Source organism: Jatrophihabitans sp., assembly GCF_036000465.1.
Taxonomy (GTDB): Bacteria; Actinomycetota; Actinomycetes; order Mycobacteriales; family Jatrophihabitantaceae; genus Jatrophihabitans.
Window position 1 is genome coordinate 17,479 of the sequence record NZ_DASYFV010000009.1, and the last position, 19,071, is coordinate 36,549.

Genomic DNA, 19,071 nt, shown 5'->3' on the forward strand with positions numbered 1-19,071 from the left:
GGCGATCTCGACCAGGGTCTCGTTGATGGTGCCGAACCGCCGATCCGTCCGGTCGGGTCCGGGCGCTAGAACAGCCGCTGCGACGGGTCGTCGATGCCGCGCAGCGCGTCGTAGTCGAGCACGAGGCAGGTGATGCCGCGGTCCTCGGCGAGGGTGCGGGCCTGGGGCTTGATCTCCTGCGCGGCGAACACGCCCCTCACCGGGGCGAGCAGCGGGTCGCGGTTGAGCAGCTCGAGATAGCGCGTGAGCTGCTCGACGCCGTCGATCTCGCCGCGCCGCTTGATCTCGACGGCCACGGCGACGCCCTTGGGGTCGCGGGCCAGGATGTCGACCGGTCCGATCGGCGTGGGGTACTCCCGGCGCACGAGGCGGTAGCCGACACCGAGGGTGTGGATGTGCTCGGCCAGCAGCTTCTGCAGGTGGGCCTCCACGCCGTCCTTGACCAGGCCGGGGTCGATGCCGAGCTCGTGCGCGGTGTCGTGCTCGACCGATTCGAGGGTGACGATCAGCTGCTCCCCCGCCTTGTTGGTCACCGTCCACGTCTCGGCGGTCTCGACCAGCGAGCAGGGCGGGCTCATCCAGTTCAGCGGCTTGTACGACCCGCCGTCGGAGTGGACGAGGACCGACCCGTCCGCCTTCACCAGCAGCAACCGCTTCGCGAGCGGCAGATGGGCCGTGAGGCGGCCGACGTAATCGACGCTGCAACGAGCGATGACCAGGCGCACAGGTCGCGACGCTACCGGCCCGGCCCGCCGACGGAGTCCCCCGCCCTCCCCGTTGAGTGGCGAGTTCTTCACGCGAGTGGCGCGTAGGTGATCGCCACTCACGTCAAGAACTCGCCACTCAACGGGGTGGGGTCAGGCGCGGGCTTCCTCGATCGCGTCGACGACCTGGCTGAGCATCGTGGTGATCTCGAAGTCCTTCGGCGTGAACACCCTCGCGACGCCGGAGTGGCGCAGGGTCGCCGCGTCGGCCTCCGGGATGATGCCGCCGACGATGACCGGGACGTCGGCGAGATCGGCCGCCCTGAGCCCCTCGACCACGGCCGGGACGACCGACATGTGCGAGCCGGACAGCACGGACAGCCCGACGACGTCGACGTCCTCCTCCACCGCGGCCGCGACGATCTGGGCCGGGGTCAGCCGGATGCCGGAGTAGACGACCTCGAAGCCGGCGTCGCGGGCGCGCACCGCGATCTGCTCGGCCCCGTTGGAGTGGCCGTCGAGCCCGGGCTTGCCGACGAGGAACTTCAGCGGCCGGCCGAGGCTGCGGCCCAGCGCGCGCACCCGCTCCTGGACCTCGGACAGCGAACCCTCGTGGCCTCCGCCGGTCGCGCCCGACACACCGGTCGGCGGGCGGTACTCGCCGAACACCTCGCGGAGCGCGCCGGACCACTCGCCGACGGTCACGCCGGCGCGGGCACACGTCAGCGAGGCCGCCATCAGGTTCTCGTCGGTCTTGGCCGCGTCGCGCAGCGCGTCGAGCGCCCGGTCGACGGCGGCGGCATCGCGGTCGGCGCGCCAGGCCTCGATCGCCTTCTTGGCGGCCTCCTCGACGGCGGGGTCGACGGTCAGGATGCCACCGTCGGAACCGCCGACGAGCGGGTTCGGCTCGCTCTCGGTGTACTTGTTCACGCCGACGACGACGTCCTCACCGGACTCCATCCGGCGTCGGCGCAGGGCCAGCGACGACACGAGGGCCGACTTCAGGTACCCCGTCTCGACGGCGGCGACGGCCCCGCCCATCTCGAGGATCCGGGCGATCTCCTCGCCGGCCCCCCGCTTGATCTCGGCGACCTTGGCCTCGACCACCGTCGAGCCCTCGAACAGGTCGTCGTACTCGAGCAGGTCGGACTCGAAGGCGAGCACCTGCTGCATGCGCAGCGACCACTGCTGGTCCCACGCCCGTGGCAGCCCGAGGGCCTCGTTCCAGGCCGGCAGCTGCACCGCCCGGGCCCGGGCGTCCTTCGACATGGTGACCGCGAGCATCTCGAGCAGGATCCGGTAGACGTTGTTCTCCGGCTGGGCCTCGGTGAGCCCGAGCGAGTTCACTTGCACGCCGTAGCGGAAGCGGCGTTGCTTGGCGTCCGTCACCCCGTAGCGCTCGGCGGTGATCTCGTCCCAGAGCTGACCGAAGGCGCGCAGCTTGCACATCTCCTCGACGAACCGCACGCCGGCGTTCACGAAAAAGGAGATGCGGGCGACGATGTCGCCGAACTTGTCCTCGGGAACCTGCCCCGACTCCTTGACCGCATCGAGCACGGCCATCGCGGTGCAGAGCGCGAACGCGACCTCCTGCACCGGCGTCGCGCCGGCCTCCTGCAGGTGGTAGCTGCAGACGTTGATGGGATTCCACTTCGGCACGTTCGCGACGGTGTAGGCGATCATGTCGCTGATCAGCCGCATCGACGGCGCGGGCGGGAACACGTACGTCCCGCGCGAGAGGTACTCCTTGATGATGTCGTTCTGCGTCGTTCCGGACAGCTTCGCGAAGTCTGCGCCGTGCTCCTCGGCGACCGTCAGGTAGAGCGCCAGCATGTACATCGCCGGTGCGTTGATCGTCATGGAGGTGTTCATCTGCTCCATGGGGATCTCGTCGAACAGCGCGCGTACGTCGCCGATGTGCGAGATCGGGACGCCCACCTTGCCGACCTCACCGCGGGCGAGTTCGGCGTCGGGGTCGTAGCCGGTCTGGGTCGGCAGGTCGAACGCGACGGACAGTCCGGTCTGACCCTTCGCGAGGTTGCGCCGGTACAGCGCGTTCGATGCCGCCGCCGACGAGTGGCCGGCATAGGTGCGCATCAACCAGGGCTTGTCGCGGTCGTCGTCGGTCGGAAAAGGCATCCGGATACCTCCAAGGCAGCGCCTGAGTGTAGGCAGAGGAGGGTGGCCGACCCTCCGGTCCGAGGAGCCAGTGTGTCCGACTTCGCAGGGTCTCGCGCGGCGGAACGGGTTGAATTGCGGCATGAGTGACGCGGCGTACGTTTTCCGGTCGGTGTGGCGAGTGGCAGCCTCGCCGCAGCACGTCTACGACATCCTCGCCGACGTCGAGGGGTACCCGCGCTGGTGGCCGCAGGTGCGTTCGACCCGCCGGCTCGACGACACGTCGGGCGAGCTGACCTGCCGCAGCCTGCTCCCCTACGACCTCACCTTCGTGATGCGTCGCGAGGTCGAGGACCGGGACGCTCGGGTGCTCCGGGCCCGGCTGGAGGGCGACCTCGTCGGCACCAGCCAGTGGACGATCACCGCCGACGGCCCTACGACGCAGGCCGTCTTCGACGAGCAGGTCGACGTCGGGATCGAGCGGCTGCGCGCGGCCGGACGGCTCCTCGGCCCGGCCCTGCGCTTCAACCACGACCACATGATGCGATCGGGCGAGAAGGGGCTGCGTAAGCACCTGGCGACGGGGGGATGATGCAAGGGTGAGCAACGACCCGTCGTCCGGCATCATCGCCATCCTGGTGATCCTGCTGCTGGCCCTGGTGCTGCGCTGGGTGTTCCGCCCGTCGCGCCCGCGCCCGGCTACCCGGCCGGTCGACGCCGCCGAGTCCACCGAGCTCGGCCTGCTCACCGTGGTCGTCCCCGGGCTGCCCCGTCAGCAGGCCATGGAACACCGGGCGCGACTCGGCGAGGCCGGCATCCGCTCGTCCATGTCGAAACGGCGGGACGGTCGCCTCGACGTGCTCGTGTTCCACGGCGACGCCGAGCAGGCCCGGGCGGTCCTCGAGACGTGACTGACTTTGTCCGGCTCCGGGCACCGCATAGGGTGCCCGGCGTGAGTGAAAACCGAGGCGCCCCGTGACATCACCCTTCCGGCAGGACGCGGCGAAGCAGTACACGCCGGCCCAGGTGCGCAGCGCCTGGTTCCTCCACGGCTTCACCACCCTCGGCATCGTCGCCGCGATGCTCGCGTTGCGCGACGTCCTGACCGATCGGCCCGATCACGCGATCATCTGGCTGCTGCTCACGCTGCTCATCGACGGTGTCGACGGCCCCATCGCCCGCGCACTCGAGGTCGAGAAGCGGGTGCCGCGCATCGACGGGTTCCTGCTCGACCTGATCATCGACTACGTCACGTGCGTGGTTGTGCCGGCGGCGTTCATGTGGGAGTTCGGCGTCGTGCCGCGCAACAACTTCGGCATCGTCGTGCTGTGCGTCATGGTCTTCACATCGGCCATCTGGTTCGCCCGCAAGGACATGATGACCGAGGACAACTGGTTCCGCGGCTTCCCGGCCGCCTGGAACATCCTCGGACCCGTCCTGTGGGTCATGGACGCCCGCACCTGGGTCGGGGCCGTCATCACGCTCGTCCTGTCGGTGCTGTGCCTGGCCAACATGCCGTTCCCGCACATCGCCCGGGCCAAGTTCATGCAGAAGTACACGATCGTGGGCGCCACGCTCTGGATCGGCGGAGTCGCCCTCGGGGCGCTGCTGTGGGACCCGGCGCACCCGCACCACCAGCACGAGTTCGTCCGGGTGATGCTCTACCTCGGCAACGCCTACTTCGCGGTGCTGGCGCTGATCAAGTACCTGCACGACCGGAAGAACCCGCCGGCGATCGCACTCCACGACTCGGCGGTACCGGATTCCGAGCCGGCTCGGTCAGCCACCAAAACTGTCTGATTCCACCCGTTCGACGTCGGCGCCGAGCCCCCGCAACTGCTCGTCGAAACGGACGTAGCCGCGGTCGATGTGGTGGATCTCGGCCACCTCGGTGACCCCCTCGGCGACCAGGCCGGCGATGACCAGGCCCGCGCCGGCTCGGATGTCGGTGGCCCGCACCGGCGCACCGGAGAGCCGCTCGCGCCCCCGCACCACGGCGTGGTGGCCGTCGGTGCGGACGTCGGCTCCCATCCGGGCGATCTCGTCGCAGAACATGAACCGGGCCTCGAACAGGTTCTCGGTGATCATCGCCGTGCCCTCGGCGACCGAGAGGGCGGCGATCGCCTGCGGCTGCAGGTCGCTGGCCAGCCCCGGGTAGGGCAACGTGACGACGTCGAAGCTCCGCGGGCGGTCGGCCTGGGCCACCCGGAAGCCGTCGGCGAGCACCTCGACCTCGCCACCGGCCCGCACGACCTTGTCCAGCGCGATCTCCAGGTGCGTGGCGTTCGCGCCCCGGACGGTGACGTCGCCGCGGGTGGCGACCGCGGCCAGCGCCCAGGTACCGGCGACGATGCGGTCGGGGACGGCGTGGTGGGTGGTGCCGTGCAGTTCCTCGACGCCGGTGATCTCCAGCGTGGACGAGCCGATGCCGCCGATCTGGGCCCCCATCGACACGAGCATCCGGCAGAGGTCGACGATCTCGGGCTCGCGGGCGGCGTTGTCGATGACCGTCGTGCCCTTTGCCAGCACCGCGGCGGTCATGATGTTCTCGGTGGCACCGACGCTCGGGAAGTCGAGCCAGATCGAGGCGCCCCGCAGGTCGGGGGCCTCGGCCACGATGTAGCCGTGCTCGGTGCGGATGTCGGCGCCCATGCGCTCGAGGCCGGCGAAGTGCATGTCGAGGGGGCGCGAGCCGATCGCGTCGCCGCCGGGCAGCGCCACCTTGGCCCGGCCGGTGCGGGCCAGCATCGGGCCGAGCACCGCGATCGAGCCCCGGATCTTGCGGACGAGTTCGTACGGCGCCTCGGGGTTGATCGCCTCCGGTGTGGTGATCGTGACGCGGTCGACGGCGCCGTCGGCCGATTCGGCAACCTGGCAGCCCAGCCGCTCCAGCAGCTCGCGCATGATGGTCACGTCCGAGATCGCGGGCAGGTTGCCCAGCGTGGTCTCGCCCGGGGCCAGGAGGGCCGCAGCCATGAGCTTCAGCACACTGTTCTTGGCCCCGACGACGTCGACACTGCCGGCCAGGCGCGTTCCACCGGTCACTCTCAATACCTGCACCGAACCAGGCTAACCGGCGCGACGGCTAGGGTCGCACGCATGGCCGTGCACCTGACCCGCATCTACACCAAGACCGGCGACGACGGCACCACCGCCCTCGGCGACATGTCACGGGTGCGCAAGACCGACGCCCGGGTCGGGGCCTACGCCGACTGTGACGAGACGAATGCCGCCATCGGCGTGGCCCTCGCGCTCGGCGCGCTGCCGGAACGGGTCGCAGCCGTGCTGCGGACGATCCAGAACGACCTGTTCGACGTCGGTGCCGATCTCTGCACTCCCGTGGTACCGGAACCGGAGTACCCGCCGCTGCGGGTCGAGCCGGGCTACGTCGAACGGCTCGAGGGCTGGTGCGACGAGTTCAACGCCGAACTGCCCAAGCTGAACAGCTTCATCCTGCCCGGCGGCACGCCCGGCGCGGCGCTGCTGCAGACCGCCCGCACCCTGGCCCGGCGCGCCGAGCGCAGCGCCTGGACGCTGTGGGAGACCGACGCCGAGCACACCAACCGCGACGCACTGCTCTACCTGAACCGGCTCTCCGACCTGCTGTTCATCCTGAGCCGGGTCGCCAACCCCGACGGCGACGTGCTGTGGAAGCCGGGCGGCGAGCGCTGAGCCCACCTGCCGTCGTCGTCGTGATGGGGGTGTCCGGCTCGGGGAAGTCGAGCGTGGCCGCCGCCCTCGCCGCGCGGCTGGGCTGGGACCTCGCCGAGGGCGACGACCTGCACTCCCCCGCGAACGTCGCGAAGATGGCGGCCGGCCGGCCGCTCACCGACGACGACCGGACCCCGTGGCTGGCCCGCGTGGCCGACTGGATCGACGCCGAACTGGCCGCCGGGCACGGCGCCGTCGTCACCTGCTCGGCCCTGCGCCGGAGCTACCGCGACGTCCTGCGCCGCCCGGCGGTGCTCTTCGTTCATCTCGACGGGCCGCGCGACCTGCTGGCGGCCCGGCTCGGCGCCCGCCAGGGACACTTCATGCCGGTCGCGCTGCTGGACTCCCAGCTCGCGACCCTCGAGCCGCCCGGCCCGCACGAGCGCGCGGTCCGCGTCGGCATCGACCAGCCGCTCGCGGCCCAGGTCGACGCGATCATTCAGGCCCTGGGTGCGGACGATTCCAGCCAGGACACGAAGCCGGTGTAGGCGCTGTCGCCGAGGGCGAGCGCGAAGGTCTCGTCGTCCGAGCGGCACTCGATGACGACCGCGGCGGCGGGCAGTGCGCCGCGCTCGGAATCGAGGCGTCCCCGCCGGGCGACGACCTCGACCTCCCCGCGGCGCAGCACCCGGGACGGCCGGGTGCCGATGCCGATCGCGCGGTACCAGCGCAGCTCGCCGCCCTGGTAGCGCGCGATGCCGTAGAGCCAGCGATTGCCGCGCTGGACGGCCATCGGCAGCGACCCGCTCATCCGCAGCATGTAGCGCTGCCGGGCCAGGACGGCGGTGGCCACGACCACGACGAGAACAGCCGCGCACACCGCGATGATGTCCACGGTGTGCACGGCTGTCCCCCATCCGACGGCCCGGCCCGATTGCTCGGGGATCTGCGGTCAGATGTCCTCGCCTGCGGCGCGTAAACGCGCTCGCGCCCGGTTCTTCGACGCCTCGTCGTCCGCGTCGTCGCCCTCGCTGCGGTTCAGCGCCTCGCGGGCCCGGGCGACGTCGATGTCGTCGGACAGTTCGGCCTGCTCGGCGAGCACCGACACGCCGTCCGTGCGGACGGACAGGAACCCGCCGTGCACGGCCACCCGGATGGACTCGCCGCCCTCGGTGTCGATGCGCACCGCGTAGCCCGGCTCGAGCGCGCCCAGCAGCGGGGCGTGGCCGGGCAGGATGCCCAGCTCGCCCTCCACCGTGCGCGCGAAGATCGCCGTCGCCTCGCCCGACCAGATCGGTGCCTCGATCGACACCAGCTCAACCTGCATGGTCGCCATCGAACTAGGCGTTCTTGAGCTCGTTGGCCTTGCGCTCGAGGTCCTCGAGGCCACCGCACATGAAGAACGCCTGCTCCGGGTAGGAGTCGAACTCGCCCTGGGTCAGACGCTTGAACGCGTCGATCGTCTCCTCGAGCGGCACGAACGAACCGGGGATGCCGGTGAACTGCTCGGCCACGAAGGTGTTCTGCGACAGGAAGCGCTCGATGCGACGCGCGCGACCGACGATGACCTTGTCCTCCTCGGACAGCTCGTCGATACCGAGGATCGCGATGATGTCCTGGAGCTCCTTGTAGCGCTGCAGGATCTGCTTCGTGCGGTTCGCGACGTCGTAGTGCTCCTGGCCGATGTACTGGGCGTCCAGGATGCGCGACGTGGAGTCGAGCGGGTCCACCGCGGGGTAGATGCCCTTCTCCGACACCGGACGCGACAGCGTGGTCGTCGCGTCCAGGTGGGCGAACGTGGTGTGCGGCGCCGGGTCGGTGATGTCGTCGGCGGGCACGTAGATCGCCTGCATCGAGGTGATCGAGTGACCTCGCGTCGAGGTGATCCGCTCCTGGAGCTGACCCATCTCGTCGGCCAACGTCGGCTGGTAACCCACCGCGGACGGCATGCGGCCGAGCAGCGTCGACACCTCGGAACCGGCCTGGGTGAACCGGAAGATGTTGTCGATGAACAGCAGCACGTCCTGCTTCTGGACGTCGCGGAAGTACTCGGCCATCGTCAGGGCCGACAGCGCGACGCGCAGGCGGGTGCCCGGCGGCTCGTCCATCTGGCCGAAGACGAGCGCGGTCTTCTCGATGACGCCCGAGTCGGTCATCTCGGCGATGAGGTCGTTGCCCTCACGGGTGCGCTCACCGACACCGGCGAACACCGACACACCGCCGAAGTTCTCGGCGACGCGGTAGATCATCTCCTGGATCAGCACCGTCTTGCCGACACCGGCACCACCGAACAGCCCGATCTTGCCGCCGACCACGTAGGGGGTCAGCAGGTCGATGACCTTGATGCCGGTCGTGAACATCTCGGTCTTGGACTCGAGCTGGTCGAACGGCGGCGGCTCGCGGTGGATCGACCACCGCTCCTTGATGTCGAGATCCTCGGCCTTGACGTCCAGCGGCTCACCGAGAGTGTTGAAGACGTGCCCGAGCGTGCCGTTGCCGACGGGCACGGTGATCGGCGAGCCGGTGTCGCGGACCTCGGAACCGCGCACCAGACCGTCGGTGGGCTGCAGGGCGATGGCGCGCACCATGTCGTCACCGATGTGCTGCGCGACCTCGAGGGTGAGCGTCTTCGACAGCTCGCCCAGCTCGATCTCGGTCGTCAGCGCCTGGTTCAGCGGCGGCATGGCGTTGCGGCCGAACTCCACGTCGACCACGGGGCCGATGACGCGCACGACGCGTCCGGTGCCGCCGCCCGTCGCCTCGGTGTCGGTCTCGTTCTTCTCGAGAGTCGTCATAGTTACAGCTCTTCTCCTGCCGAGGCGAGAGCATCGGCGCCGCCGACGATCTCGCTGATCTCCTGGGTGATCTCAGCCTGGCGGGCCTGGTTGGCCAGCCGGGTGAATGTCTTGATGAGGTCGGTCGCGTTGTCGCTCGCCGACTTCATGGCGCGCCGGCGGGCCGCGGATTCCGAGGCGGCCGACTCCAGCAGCGCGGAGAAGATCCGCGAGCTGATGTAGCGCGGCAGCAGCGCCTCGATGAGCCGGGCCGGCTCGGGCTCGAACTCGAACAGCGCGCCGCCGGTGTCCGCCTCGTCCTTCTCGGAGGAGTCGGAGTCGCCGTCGCCGTGCTCGCCGTCGCCGTCCGCGTCCTTGATCGGCGACACCTGCACCGCGGTGGCGGTCTGGGTCACCGAGTTCACGAACCGGGTGTAGACGACCCAGAGCTCGTCGATGCCGGGCTTGCCGGAGTCTGCGTTCTCCTCGTCGTCGCCCCCCGAACGGACCGTGCCCTCGGACGTCGCCGACAGCGCGGTCACGACGGCCTCCGTCGCGCCGCGGGCGTCGGTGAAGTTCGGCTGCTCGGAGAAGCCGGTCCACGAGCCCGCGAGCGCGATGGTGCGGAAGTTGAAGAACGCCGCACCCTTACGCCCGATGACGTAACGGTCGACCTCCTTGCCGTCGGACTCGAGCTTGCTCGCGAGCTCGTTGGCCACCTTCAGCGCGTTGGCGTTGTAGCCACCGGCCAGGCCGCGGTCACTGGTGATCACCAGGATGCCGGCGCGGCGCGGGTTCTCGACGCCCGTCAGCATCGGGTGCTTCAGCGTGGTGTCACCGCTGAGGGCGGCGAGCGCGCGGCTGAGCTCCTTGGCGTACGGACGAGCGTTGTTCATCCGCTGCTGCGCCTTGACGATGCGCGAAGCCGCGATGAGCTCCATCGCCTTGGTGATCTTCTTGGTCGACGACACCGTACGGATACGGCGCCGGTAGACCCGAAGTTGGGCTCCCATTCAGCTGCCCGACTACTTGCTCGACTTGTCGGGGGTCGCCTGGAACTGCTTGGCGAAGTCCTCGTGCAGCTTCTCCAGCTGCCCCGACAGGTCGTCGTCGAACTTCTTGGACGTCGCCAGGCTCTCGAACAGCCCCGACGAGTTGTGCTGGATGTAGTCCAGGAACTCGCGCTCGTAGCGACGGATGTCCTCGACCGCGACCTCGTCGAGCTTGCCGGTGGTGCCGGCCCAGATCGAGGCGATCTCGCGGCCGACCGGGAACGGCGACGCGGCGGGCTGCTTGAGCAGCTCGACGAGGCGCGAACCGCGGGCCAGCTGCTGCTGCGAGGCCTTGTCCAGGTCGGAGCCGAAGGCGGCGAACGCCTCGAGCTCGCGATACTGGGCCAGGTCCACCCGCAGGCGGCCGGCGACGTCCTTCATCACCTTCGGCTGCGCCGCGCCACCCACGCGCGACACCGAGATGCCGACGTTGATGGCCGGGCGGACGCCCGCGTTGAAGAGGTCGGTCTCGAGGAAGCACTGGCCGTCGGTGATGGAGATGACGTTGGTCGGGATGTAGGCCGACACGTCGTTGCCCTTGGTCTCGATGACCGGCAGGCCGGTCATCGAACCGCCGCCGAGGTCGTTCGACAGCTTCGCGCAACGCTCGAGCAGCCGGCTGTGTAGATAGAACACGTCGCCCGGGTAGGCCTCGCGGCCCGGCGGGCGGCGCAGCAGCAGGGACACGGCGCGGTAGGCCTCGGCCTGCTTGGTGAGGTCGTCGAACACGATCAGGACGTGCTTGCCGGCGTACATCCAGTGCTGGCCGATGGCCGAGCCGGTGTACGGGGCCAGGTACTTGAAACCGGCCGAGTCGGACGCGGGGGCGGCGACGATGGTCGTGTACTCCATCGCGTCGGCCTCCTCCAACGTCTTCTTGGCGGCGGCGATCGTCGAGCCCTTCTGGCCGATGGCGACGTAGATGCAGCGGACCTGCTTCGACTCGTCGCCGCTCTTCCAGTTGTCGCGCTGGTTGATGATCGCGTCCAGGCAGACCGTGGTCTTGCCGGTCTGGCGGTCGCCGATGATCAGCTGGCGCTGGCCGCGACCGATGGCGGTCATGGCGTCGATGGCCTTGATGCCGGTCAGCAGCGGCTCGCGGACCTCCTGGCGCTGCACCACTGTCGGCGCCTGCAGCTCGAGGGCGCGGCGCTCGCTCGACTCGATCTCGCCCTGGCCGTCGATCGGCCGGCCGAGCGGGTTCACGACGCGGCCGAGGTAGGCGTCGCCCACCGGCACCGACAGGATCTCGCCGGTGCGCTTGACCTGCTGACCCTCCTCGATCTTCGACGCGTCGCCCAGGATGACCACGCCGATGTCGCGGACGTCCAGGTTCAGGGCGATCCCGAGCGTGCCGCCCTCGAACTCGAGCAGCTCGTTGGTCATCGCGCTCGGCAGACCCTCGACACGGGCGATGCCGTCACCGGTCTCGGCAACGACGCCGACCTCTTCGCGGGAGGCCTCCGGCGAATAGGACGAGACGTAGCTCTCGATCGCGCTACGGATCTCGTCGGCGGAGATCGTCAGCTCTGCCATGAAGTTTCCTCAATCTCGTGGGTCTTGCCTGCGGTTACTGGCGGTGCGGTTCGGGGGTGGTGCGGGTACTGCGGTGCCGGCATCAGCCGGCGAGGGCGGTGCGGGCCCCGACGATGCGGGTGGCGACGCTGCCGTCGATGACCTCGTCACCGACGCGGATCACCAGGCCGCCGCGGATGCTGGGGTCGAGCGCGGTGCGGACGCTGATCGCCCGGCCGTACGTCTGGCCGAGCGCGGCCGCGAGCCGCTCCTGCTGGGCGGCGGTGAGCGGGACGGCCGAGATGACCCGGGCGACCGAACGCTCCTGGCGCACGGCGGCCTGCTCGAGCAGGTCGTCGATGGCCAGCGCGATACTGCGCTTGCGCTGGCTGCCCACGGCGTGCTTGAGCAGCGTCAGCGTGAGCGGCGAGACCTTCGCACCCACCAGCGATTCGAGCAGGCCCGTGCGCCGCGAGACGTCGGCGGTCTGCTCGTCGAGCAGGGTCGCGATCTCACCGTCGGCGTCGAGAATCCGCTCGAAACGGAACAGCTCGTCCTCGACGCGGTCGAGGTTGCCGTCCTTCTCGGCGGCGGCGAACAACGCGTCGCCACCGGCGCGCTCGAGGGCATCGGTGAGGTCCCACGGGGAGGACCAGCGCAAGCCGACCGCGGCCTTGAGCACCTGCAGCGTGACCTTGTCGATCTTGCTGCCGAACAGGCTCTCGGCGAACTGGGTGCGGGCCGCGGGGGCGGTCGCCGGGTCGCCGAGCGTGCGTCGCAGCCGGGGCTGGGCGACGAGCAGACCGGCGACGGCGTACAGCTCGTCGGCGAGCGTGGTGAGCGCGGCCGCGCTCGCCTTGTCGCCGAGCGCAGCGTGCTGCTCCTCGCGGAGCTTCGCCGACGCCTGCCTGCTGGCGGAACGCATCATGCGTCCGTCCCTCCTGACACTGCCTTCTCCTGGGACTCGAGGCCGGCGAGGAAGGCGTCGACCGTGGCCGAGACCTGGGCGTCGTCGGCGAGTCGCTGGTCGACGATCTTCTCCGACAGTTCGACGGCCAGGGTGCCGATCTCGCCGCGCAGCTCGCGGACGATGGACGCGCGCTGGCTGGCCAGCTGCTCCTCGCCCCGCTGCACGATGCGAGCCGCGTCCTCCTGCGCCTTCTGGTGCAGCTCCTCGATGGTGCGCTGCGCCTCGGCGCGCGCGTTCTCGCGGATCTGGGCCGCCTCGGTGCGCGCCTCGTTCAGCGCCTCCTGGTACTTCTTCTCCGCCTCGCCCAGACGCACCTTCGCGTCGTCGGCGTCCTGCATCTGCTGGCGGATGAGCTCCTGCCGCTCGCGCAGCGGGCCCTGCAGCCGGGGCAGGATGTACTTCGCGACGATCCCGAGGATCAGGATGAAGGCGAAGAACTCGGCGATGAAGGTCGCGTTGGGCACCAGGAAGTTGCCCGAGGCGAGCACGGTGTGGGGCTGGGCCATGACGGGGATTCCCTGTTCCGTTGCTTACTTGCTCGACAGGACGAACACGAAGAGCACGGCGAACGCGAGGTTGATGAAGTACGCCGCCTCGACCAGGCCGACGGTCAGGAAGAACAGCGTCTGCAGCTGCCCCTGGGCCTCGGGCTGACGGGCAACGCCCTGGATCAGCGAGCTGCCGGCGAGACCGTCACCGATACCGGCGCCGATCGCGCCGCCGCCGAGCGCGAGGCCGCCACCGACGAGGCCGCCCGCGGTCTCGATTCCCTGGATGAGCGTGTTAGCCATTTCTCCTCAATTCCTTCTGACGTTGACGTGTAGCTGAATTGTCGTACTGGTCCGAACCTGACGTGGTCAGTGGTGCGCGCCCTCCTCGTGAGGTGCGATCGAGCTCATGTAGAGCACGGTCAGCAGCGCGAAGATGAACGCCTGGATGAGGCCGATGAAGGCGTCGAACAGCTTCCACAGGATGTCGGGCAGCCAGAGGATCGCGGCCGGCATGGCCGCGATGAGGGCGACCATGATCGTGCCGGCGAAGATGTTGCCGAAGAGTCGCAGTGCCAGCGTGACCGGCTTCATGACCTCCTCGACGAGGCGCAGCGGGATCATCACGCGCGGCTTCTCGAACAGGTGACCGTAGAAGCCGCGTACGCCGCGCTTGCGGATGCCGACCACGTGCATGGTGCCGATGACCAGGATCGCCAGCGCGTAGGTCAGGTTCACGTCGGAGGCCGGCGGCGGCGCGTACTCGGGGTGGTGGCCGGTCGGCACGATCGCGATGAGGTTGGCGATCAGGATGAAGACGAACAGCGTCATGGCCAGCGGGACGACGAACGGGGCGGTCTTGATGCCCATCGTGTCCTCGACCTGGCGCTCGACCTGCTCGGTGATGGTCTCGAACGCGAGCTGCAGCTTGGTCGGCCGGCGGGTGCTCGACTTGCGCTGGATCAGGAAGCCGATGAGCAGGATGATCGCGCCGGCGATCAGGGTGGCGGTGATCGTGTCGCCGTTGAGCGTGAGCCCGGCGACGTGCCACTCGATGTGCTCGCCCGGCGTGATGTTGATGGCCAGGTTCTGGGCGCTCACTACTTCACCATTCCCAACGTTGAGGCGATCATGACGACGGCCGCAGACTACGGAACACCGGCACCGCGGCGCCGACGAGCATGAGGATCTGGAATACCGCGAGGCCGGCGAAGACCCCGAGACCGTCGGGACGGATCAGCAGGCCCATCGCGATGGCCACCAGGGTGATGCCACCCAGCCGGCCGAACACGCCGTTGCGGAAACGCTTCTTGCTCATCGCGGCATCGCGGGCGTAGGCGAGTACCGAACGCTGCAGCATGAGGTTGTTCACCGCGCCGAGGCCGATGCCGACCAGCCCGAACAGTCCCATCAGCGGGTGACCCTGCAACCCGGTGATCACGATTGCGACCACGCCGAGCACGCCCCCTATACGGGCCGATCTGCGCAGGTTCGCAGCGGCTGACACCGGGGTGTATACGACCGGCTCCACGGTGAAGGCTCTCCGCTCATCTCTTGAGAAACTGTCTGAACTCGTTGACTACGTAGGTGACCGCCCCCGCCACGCCGACCAGCAGGCCGATCATGATGAAGACCGGGGTGGTACCGGCGATGGAGTCGGCCAGCCAGCCGAGAACCATCCCGAGGGCGAGCACGGCCGCGGTGACGGCGCCCATGCCGAGCAGTGACTGCCAGCTCGGGGATTCAGGTGCCATCGGCGTCCACCGTCAGTAGCTGTCGGTGTCCGTACCGGGGTGAGTCATCGGCAACTCCTCAGTCGGGGGCATCCGGGGAAACCCGTGCTTCAGCGCACCAGTTGCTCGGCGTGTCGCCACGACCGGCCGCTGCTGCTGGGCTTCTTCTCAGACACTACCGGGCTGGACGGGGTGCTCCTGCACCGGGGGCCGCCCGGAGGCCGGGTTCCTGGCCCGGATGTCGTCCTCGGCGGCCGTCACCACCCGGCCCTTGCGCAGCCGCGAACGCAGGCCGGGAACCAGCGACACGACCAGCCCCACCACGACGAGCGCGATCAGCATCGAGACGACGACCCACGGCCCGGTGCTGAACGACACCGCGACCCCGGCGAAGGCCAGCAGGGCCGACCAGAAGTACAGCAGCAGCACGGCCCGGCGGTGGCTGTGCCCGATCTCGAGCAGGCGGTGGTGCAGGTGCTGCTTGTCCGGTGCGAAGGGCGAGCTGCCCCGGCCGACCCGGCGGAACACGGCGAGCAGGAGGTCGACGAACGGCAGGGCCAGCACCGCGACCGGGATCAGGAGGGGCAGGAGCAGCGGCAGGCCGCCGAACGCGCTCTTGAACGACTGCGGGTCGGCGCTCGTGGTGGCGGTCGTCGCCGCGGCCGAGAGGAGCAGGCCGACCAGCATCGAGCCCGAGTCGCCCATGAAGATCCGGGCCGGGAAGAAGTTGTGCGGCAGGAAGCCCAGGCACGCCCCGGCCAGGACGGCGGCCAGCAGCGTCGGGGTGGCCGCGACATCGAGATAGCCCTGCTGGGTCAGGTGGTAGGAGAAGACGAAGAACGCGCCGGCCGCGATGGCCGTGACGCCCGCGGCGAGGCCGTCCAACCCGTCGATGAAGTTCATCGCGTTGATGGTCAGGACGGTGAGCAGGATCGTGACCGGGATCGCGAGGTCGCTGCCGAGCACGACCGTGCCGCTGTCGCCGAAGGGGAAGTAGAACGAGCCGAGCTGGACGCCGCCGAGCGTGACCATCAGGCCGGTGGCGAGTACCTGGCCGGCCAGTTTGGTCAGCGAGTCGAGCTCGAAGATGTCGTCGAGGATGCCGATCAGACAGATGATCGCGGCGGCGCCGACCACCCAGGCCATCTCCGGGCCCTTGTCGAAGGCCCCGTGCAGCGTGGGCAGCCGCTGGGCGACGAACAGGGCCAGCGCGACCCCGGCGAACAGTGCGACGCCGCCCATGCGCGGGGTGGCGACGGCGTGCACGTCGCGGTCGCGCGGGAGGGCCACCGCGCCCCAACGGATCGCCGCGCGGCGGGCCAGCGGGGTGAGCAGGAAGGTCACGAGCGCGCCGATGCAGCCGACGAGCACGTACTCCAGGCTCGGGTGGGTCATGGCGTCCGCCGGCTCACGGGCTCGCGGGGGCGCCGAGGCCGATGATGTCGGGCACGATTGCGCGGAGCGCGTCCTCGGTGACGGCGCCGACCCGCAGGATCTGCGGGTGCGGGCCGGTGACGTCGACGATGGTGGAGGCGACACCCTCGGGCGCCGGGCCGTCCTCGAGGTAGACGGCCACGTCGTCGCCCAGCTGGGCCCGGGCCTCGGCCGCGGTCTGCGCCGGCGGGTGCCCCGACTTGTTGGCGCTCGAGACGGCCATCGGTCCGGTCTTCTCGAGCAGCTCGATGGCGACGGGGTGCAGCGGCATGCGGATCGCGACCGTGCCGCGCGAGTCGCCGAGATCCCAGGTCAACGACTGGGCGTGCCGCACGACGAGCGTGAGGCCGCCGGGCCAGAAGGCCTCGACCAGCAGGCGGGTGCGCGAGTCGACCGTGCTGACCAGGCCGTCGATGGTCGACCACGAGCCGACGAGCACCGGGACGGGCATGTCGCGGCCGCGCCCCTTGGCCCGCAGCAGGTCGGCCACCGCCACCGCGTCGAACGCGTCGGCGCCGAGACCGTAGACCGTGTCGGTGGGCAGCACGACCAGCTCGCCCGAGCTCACGCTGTGAGCGGCGGTCTGGATGGCGTCGACCCGGGTGTCGGGATCACTGCAATGGAAGAACAGGGCCACGGGGCCATCCTGCCTCATCGCCGTGAGGGCGGCGGAGGTCAGCACTCCCGGAGGTCAGCGCACCCGGCGAGCGGTGGCGAACCGGGGTAGGCCGGCCAGATCGCGGTGCGCGGTGATCGCGGTGAAGCGCCCGTCGGCCCGCAGCAGGTCGGGCACCGCCGTCTCGTGCGTGTCGTCGTGCTCGACCGCGAACGCGCCGTCAGGACGCAGCAGCTCGGCCGCGCGGGCGATCACCGACGGCATCAGCGCGAGACCGTCGGCCCCGGCGAACACCGCGTCGGGCGGGTCGGCCCGGACCTCGGGCGACACCTCGACCCCGCTCGGCACGTAGGGCGGGTTGGCCACGACGGCGTCGACCCGGCCGCGCAGCTCGGGCAGCAGGTGCGGATCGCGCACGTCGGCGACCACCGGTTCGACGCGGGTGCCGGTGGCGTTGCGGGCGAGCCAGCACGCGGCCTCACCGGCCTGCTCGACCGCGATCACCCGACCGGCCGGCACCTCGTCGGCGATCGCCAGGGCGAGCGTGCCGCTGCCCGAACAGAGGTCGACGACGACGGGCTCCGCGGCCGCGCGCAGGTGCTCGAGGACGGCGTCGACGAGCAACTCGGTCTCCGGGCGCGGCACGAACACGCCGGGCCCGACCGGGATCTCGATGTGCCGGAACGGGGCGGTGCCGACGATGTGCTGCAGCGGCTCGCGGCTCTCCCGCCGCACCAGCAGGCCCTCGAACGCGGCCAGCGCGTCGGCGTCGGGCTCGACGAGCACGAGCCGCGACCGGGGCACGCGCAGCGCGTGCGCGAGCAGCAGCTCGGCGTCGACCCGCGGCGTCGCGATCCCGGCGGCCGCCAACCGCGCCGTCGCGTCCGTCAGCAGGGTCACGAACTGCCCGACAGCAGCGCTTCGGTGTCGGCCTGGCGCAGCGCGGCGATGACGTCGTCGAGCGCGCCGTCGAGCACCTGGTCGAGGTTGTAGGCCTTGAAGCCGACGCGGTGGTCGCTGATCCGGTTCTCCGGGAAGTTGTAGGTACGCACCCGCTCGGAGCGGTCGACGGTGCGGACCTGCGACCGGCGCGCGTCCGAGGCGGCCGACTCGGCGGCGTCCTGGGCCGCGGCGAGCAGTCGGGCCCGCAGCACCCGCAGGCCGGCCTCACGGTTCTGCAGCTGGCTCTTCTCGTTCTGCATGCTGACCACGGTGCCGGTGGGGATGTGCGTGATGCGCACGGCCGAGTCGGTGGTGTTCACGCTCTGCCCGCCCGGCCCGGACGAGCGGTAGACGTCGATGCGCAGGTCATTGGGATCGATCTCGACGTCGACCTCATCGGCCTCGGGCAGCACGACGACGCCCGCGGCCGAGGTGTGGATGCGGCCCTGCGACTCGGTGGCCGGTACCCGCTGGACGCGGTGCACACCGCCCTCGTACTTCAGGTGCGCCCAGACCGCGTCGGTGGGCTTGCGGGCGCGGACGGCGATGGTGACCGACTTCTTGCCGCCCAGATCGGTCGGCTCGTCGTCGAGCACCTCGGTCTGCCAGCCGAGACGTTCGGCGTAGCGGAGGTACATGCGCAGCAGGTCGCCGGCGAACAGCGCCGACTCCTCACCGCCCTCGCCCGCCTTGACCTCGAGGATGACGTCCTTGGCATCGTTCGGGTCCTTGGGCAGCAGCAGGCGCCGCAGCCGTTCCTCGAGCTCGTCGATGCGGACGACCAGGGCGTCGGCCTCGACGGCGAAGGAGGCGTCCTCACCGGCCAGCTCGCGAGCGGCCTCCAGGTCGTCCCGCGCGGTCTCGAGCTCGGTCGCCGCCGCCCGGATCGGGGCCAGCTCGGCGAAGCGTCGTCCGAGGTCGCGGGCCCGCTGCTGGTCGCTGTGCACCTCGGGATCGGCCAGGGCCGTCTCCACCTCGGCGTACTCGGCCAGCAGCTCAGGCAGCCGTCCCGGTGTATCGCTCATGTGCCTCTCCTAGCTACCCGACGCCGACATGGGAACGGCGCCCGCCGCC

22 protein-coding genes and 1 pseudogene are annotated in these 19,071 nt (G+C 70.2%); 5 read left to right on the plus strand and 18 right to left on the minus strand.

The annotated features are described in order from the left end of the window. Positions 1–65 precede the first annotated feature (65 nt). Together nucS and VGN18_RS03085 are read right to left on the minus strand one after the other, a co-directional pair. Positions 66–725, minus strand: a complete 660-nt coding sequence (gene nucS, locus VGN18_RS03080) for an endonuclease NucS (RefSeq protein ID WP_327538167.1) — start codon at positions 723–725, stop codon at positions 66–68. 132 nt (positions 726–857) lie between these two features. Continuing rightward, complete coding sequence (locus tag VGN18_RS03085) at positions 858–2,843, minus strand: protein meaA (protein ID WP_327538168.1); 1,986 nt, start codon at positions 2,841–2,843, stop codon at positions 858–860. Positions 2,844–2,964: 121 nt separating this feature from the next. On the opposite strand from VGN18_RS03085, the gene VGN18_RS03090 reads away from it, so the two are divergent. From VGN18_RS03090 to VGN18_RS03100, 3 genes are all read left to right on the plus strand, one after another. After that, a complete protein-coding gene (locus VGN18_RS03090) occupies positions 2,965–3,414 on the plus strand; it encodes an SRPBCC family protein (RefSeq protein ID WP_327538169.1) in 450 nt (149 codons plus the stop codon). Between the two features lie 7 nt (positions 3,415–3,421). After that, positions 3,422–3,733, plus strand: coding sequence for a hypothetical protein (locus VGN18_RS03095; RefSeq protein WP_327538170.1), 312 nt, complete (start codon positions 3,422–3,424; stop codon positions 3,731–3,733). A gap of 64 nt (positions 3,734–3,797) precedes the next feature. After that, positions 3,798–4,622 (plus strand): hypothetical protein, encoded by an 825-nt coding sequence (locus VGN18_RS03100; RefSeq protein WP_327538171.1) that lies wholly within the window; start codon positions 3,798–3,800, stop codon positions 4,620–4,622. Here the strand turns inward: VGN18_RS03100 and murA are convergent. Further along, on the minus strand, positions 4,602–5,882 hold the full coding sequence (gene murA, locus VGN18_RS03105) for a UDP-N-acetylglucosamine 1-carboxyvinyltransferase (protein WP_327538172.1): 1,281 nt from the start codon (positions 5,880–5,882) through the stop codon (positions 4,602–4,604). The two genes, VGN18_RS03100 and murA, sit on opposite strands and share 21 nt — an antisense overlap. Before the next feature lie 39 nt (positions 5,883–5,921). Between murA and VGN18_RS03110 the strand changes: the two genes are divergently transcribed. Together VGN18_RS03110 and VGN18_RS03115 are read left to right on the plus strand one after the other, a co-directional pair. Next, positions 5,922–6,494: a cob(I)yrinic acid a,c-diamide adenosyltransferase gene (locus tag VGN18_RS03110; RefSeq protein ID WP_327538173.1), complete on the plus strand. Its 573-nt coding sequence runs from the start codon at positions 5,922–5,924 to the stop codon at positions 6,492–6,494. Positions 6,495–6,517: 23 nt separating this feature from the next. Further along, positions 6,518–7,021 (plus strand): gluconokinase, encoded by a 504-nt coding sequence (locus VGN18_RS03115; protein WP_327538202.1) that lies wholly within the window; start codon positions 6,518–6,520, stop codon positions 7,019–7,021. Here VGN18_RS03115 and VGN18_RS03120 read toward each other — a convergent pair. The 15 genes and pseudogenes from VGN18_RS03120 to prfA all read right to left on the minus strand — a co-directional run bounded on the left by VGN18_RS03120 (position 6,973) and on the right by prfA (position 19,022). Then, positions 6,973–7,377: a DUF2550 domain-containing protein gene (locus VGN18_RS03120; RefSeq protein WP_327538174.1), complete on the minus strand. Its 405-nt coding sequence runs from the start codon at positions 7,375–7,377 to the stop codon at positions 6,973–6,975. The genes VGN18_RS03115 and VGN18_RS03120 overlap by 49 nt on opposite strands. A gap of 48 nt (positions 7,378–7,425) precedes the next feature. Continuing rightward, positions 7,426–7,809: a F0F1 ATP synthase subunit epsilon gene (locus tag VGN18_RS03125; RefSeq protein ID WP_349259819.1), complete on the minus strand. Its 384-nt coding sequence runs from the start codon at positions 7,807–7,809 to the stop codon at positions 7,426–7,428. A 4-nt stretch (positions 7,810–7,813) separates the two neighbouring features. Then, positions 7,814–9,268, minus strand: a complete 1,455-nt coding sequence (gene atpD / locus VGN18_RS03130; protein WP_327538176.1) for a F0F1 ATP synthase subunit beta — start codon at positions 9,266–9,268, stop codon at positions 7,814–7,816. A gap of 2 nt (positions 9,269–9,270) precedes the next feature. Continuing rightward, positions 9,271–10,260: a F0F1 ATP synthase subunit gamma gene (locus VGN18_RS03135; protein WP_327538177.1), complete on the minus strand. Its 990-nt coding sequence runs from the start codon at positions 10,258–10,260 to the stop codon at positions 9,271–9,273. 21 nt (positions 10,261–10,281) lie between these two features. Further along, positions 10,282–11,835 (minus strand): annotated as a pseudogene (gene atpA, locus VGN18_RS03140) (F0F1 ATP synthase subunit alpha); the annotation flags it as partial. An 82-nt stretch (positions 11,836–11,917) separates the two neighbouring features. Continuing rightward, entirely contained in the window at positions 11,918–12,742 is an 825-nt protein-coding gene (locus VGN18_RS03145; RefSeq protein WP_327538179.1) for a F0F1 ATP synthase subunit delta, read from the minus strand. Next, positions 12,739–13,290, minus strand: a complete 552-nt coding sequence (locus tag VGN18_RS03150) for a F0F1 ATP synthase subunit B (protein ID WP_327538180.1) — start codon at positions 13,288–13,290, stop codon at positions 12,739–12,741. Before VGN18_RS03150 ends, VGN18_RS03145 begins: the two co-directional genes overlap by 4 nt. A 24-nt stretch (positions 13,291–13,314) precedes the next feature. Next, positions 13,315–13,575: a F0F1 ATP synthase subunit C gene (locus tag VGN18_RS03155; protein ID WP_327538181.1), complete on the minus strand. Its 261-nt coding sequence runs from the start codon at positions 13,573–13,575 to the stop codon at positions 13,315–13,317. Between the two features lie 66 nt (positions 13,576–13,641). Then, positions 13,642–14,373: a F0F1 ATP synthase subunit A gene (gene atpB, locus VGN18_RS03160; protein ID WP_327538182.1), complete on the minus strand. Its 732-nt coding sequence runs from the start codon at positions 14,371–14,373 to the stop codon at positions 13,642–13,644. A gap of 28 nt (positions 14,374–14,401) precedes the next feature. Continuing rightward, a complete protein-coding gene (locus VGN18_RS03165) occupies positions 14,402–14,803 on the minus strand; it encodes an ATP synthase subunit I (protein WP_327538183.1) in 402 nt (133 codons plus the stop codon). 16 nt (positions 14,804–14,819) lie between these two features. After that, the gene (locus VGN18_RS03170; RefSeq protein WP_327538184.1) at positions 14,820–15,026 is read right to left on the minus strand and encodes an AtpZ/AtpI family protein; all 207 of its coding nucleotides are present in this window, start codon (positions 15,024–15,026) and stop codon (positions 14,820–14,822) included. A 147-nt stretch (positions 15,027–15,173) separates the two neighbouring features. Further along, positions 15,174–16,400 (minus strand): MraY family glycosyltransferase, encoded by a 1,227-nt coding sequence (locus VGN18_RS03175; protein ID WP_327538185.1) that lies wholly within the window; start codon positions 16,398–16,400, stop codon positions 15,174–15,176. 13 nt (positions 16,401–16,413) lie between these two features. Then, on the minus strand, positions 16,414–17,076 hold the full coding sequence (locus tag VGN18_RS03180) for an L-threonylcarbamoyladenylate synthase (protein WP_327538186.1): 663 nt from the start codon (positions 17,074–17,076) through the stop codon (positions 16,414–16,416). A 54-nt stretch (positions 17,077–17,130) separates the two neighbouring features. Beyond that, the gene (prmC, locus tag VGN18_RS03185; RefSeq protein WP_327538187.1) at positions 17,131–17,955 is read right to left on the minus strand and encodes a peptide chain release factor N(5)-glutamine methyltransferase; all 825 of its coding nucleotides are present in this window, start codon (positions 17,953–17,955) and stop codon (positions 17,131–17,133) included. Next, the gene (gene prfA / locus VGN18_RS03190) at positions 17,952–19,022 is read right to left on the minus strand and encodes a peptide chain release factor 1 (protein WP_327538188.1); all 1,071 of its coding nucleotides are present in this window, start codon (positions 19,020–19,022) and stop codon (positions 17,952–17,954) included. Before prfA ends, prmC begins: the two co-directional genes overlap by 4 nt. Positions 19,023–19,071: the final 49 nt, after the last annotated feature.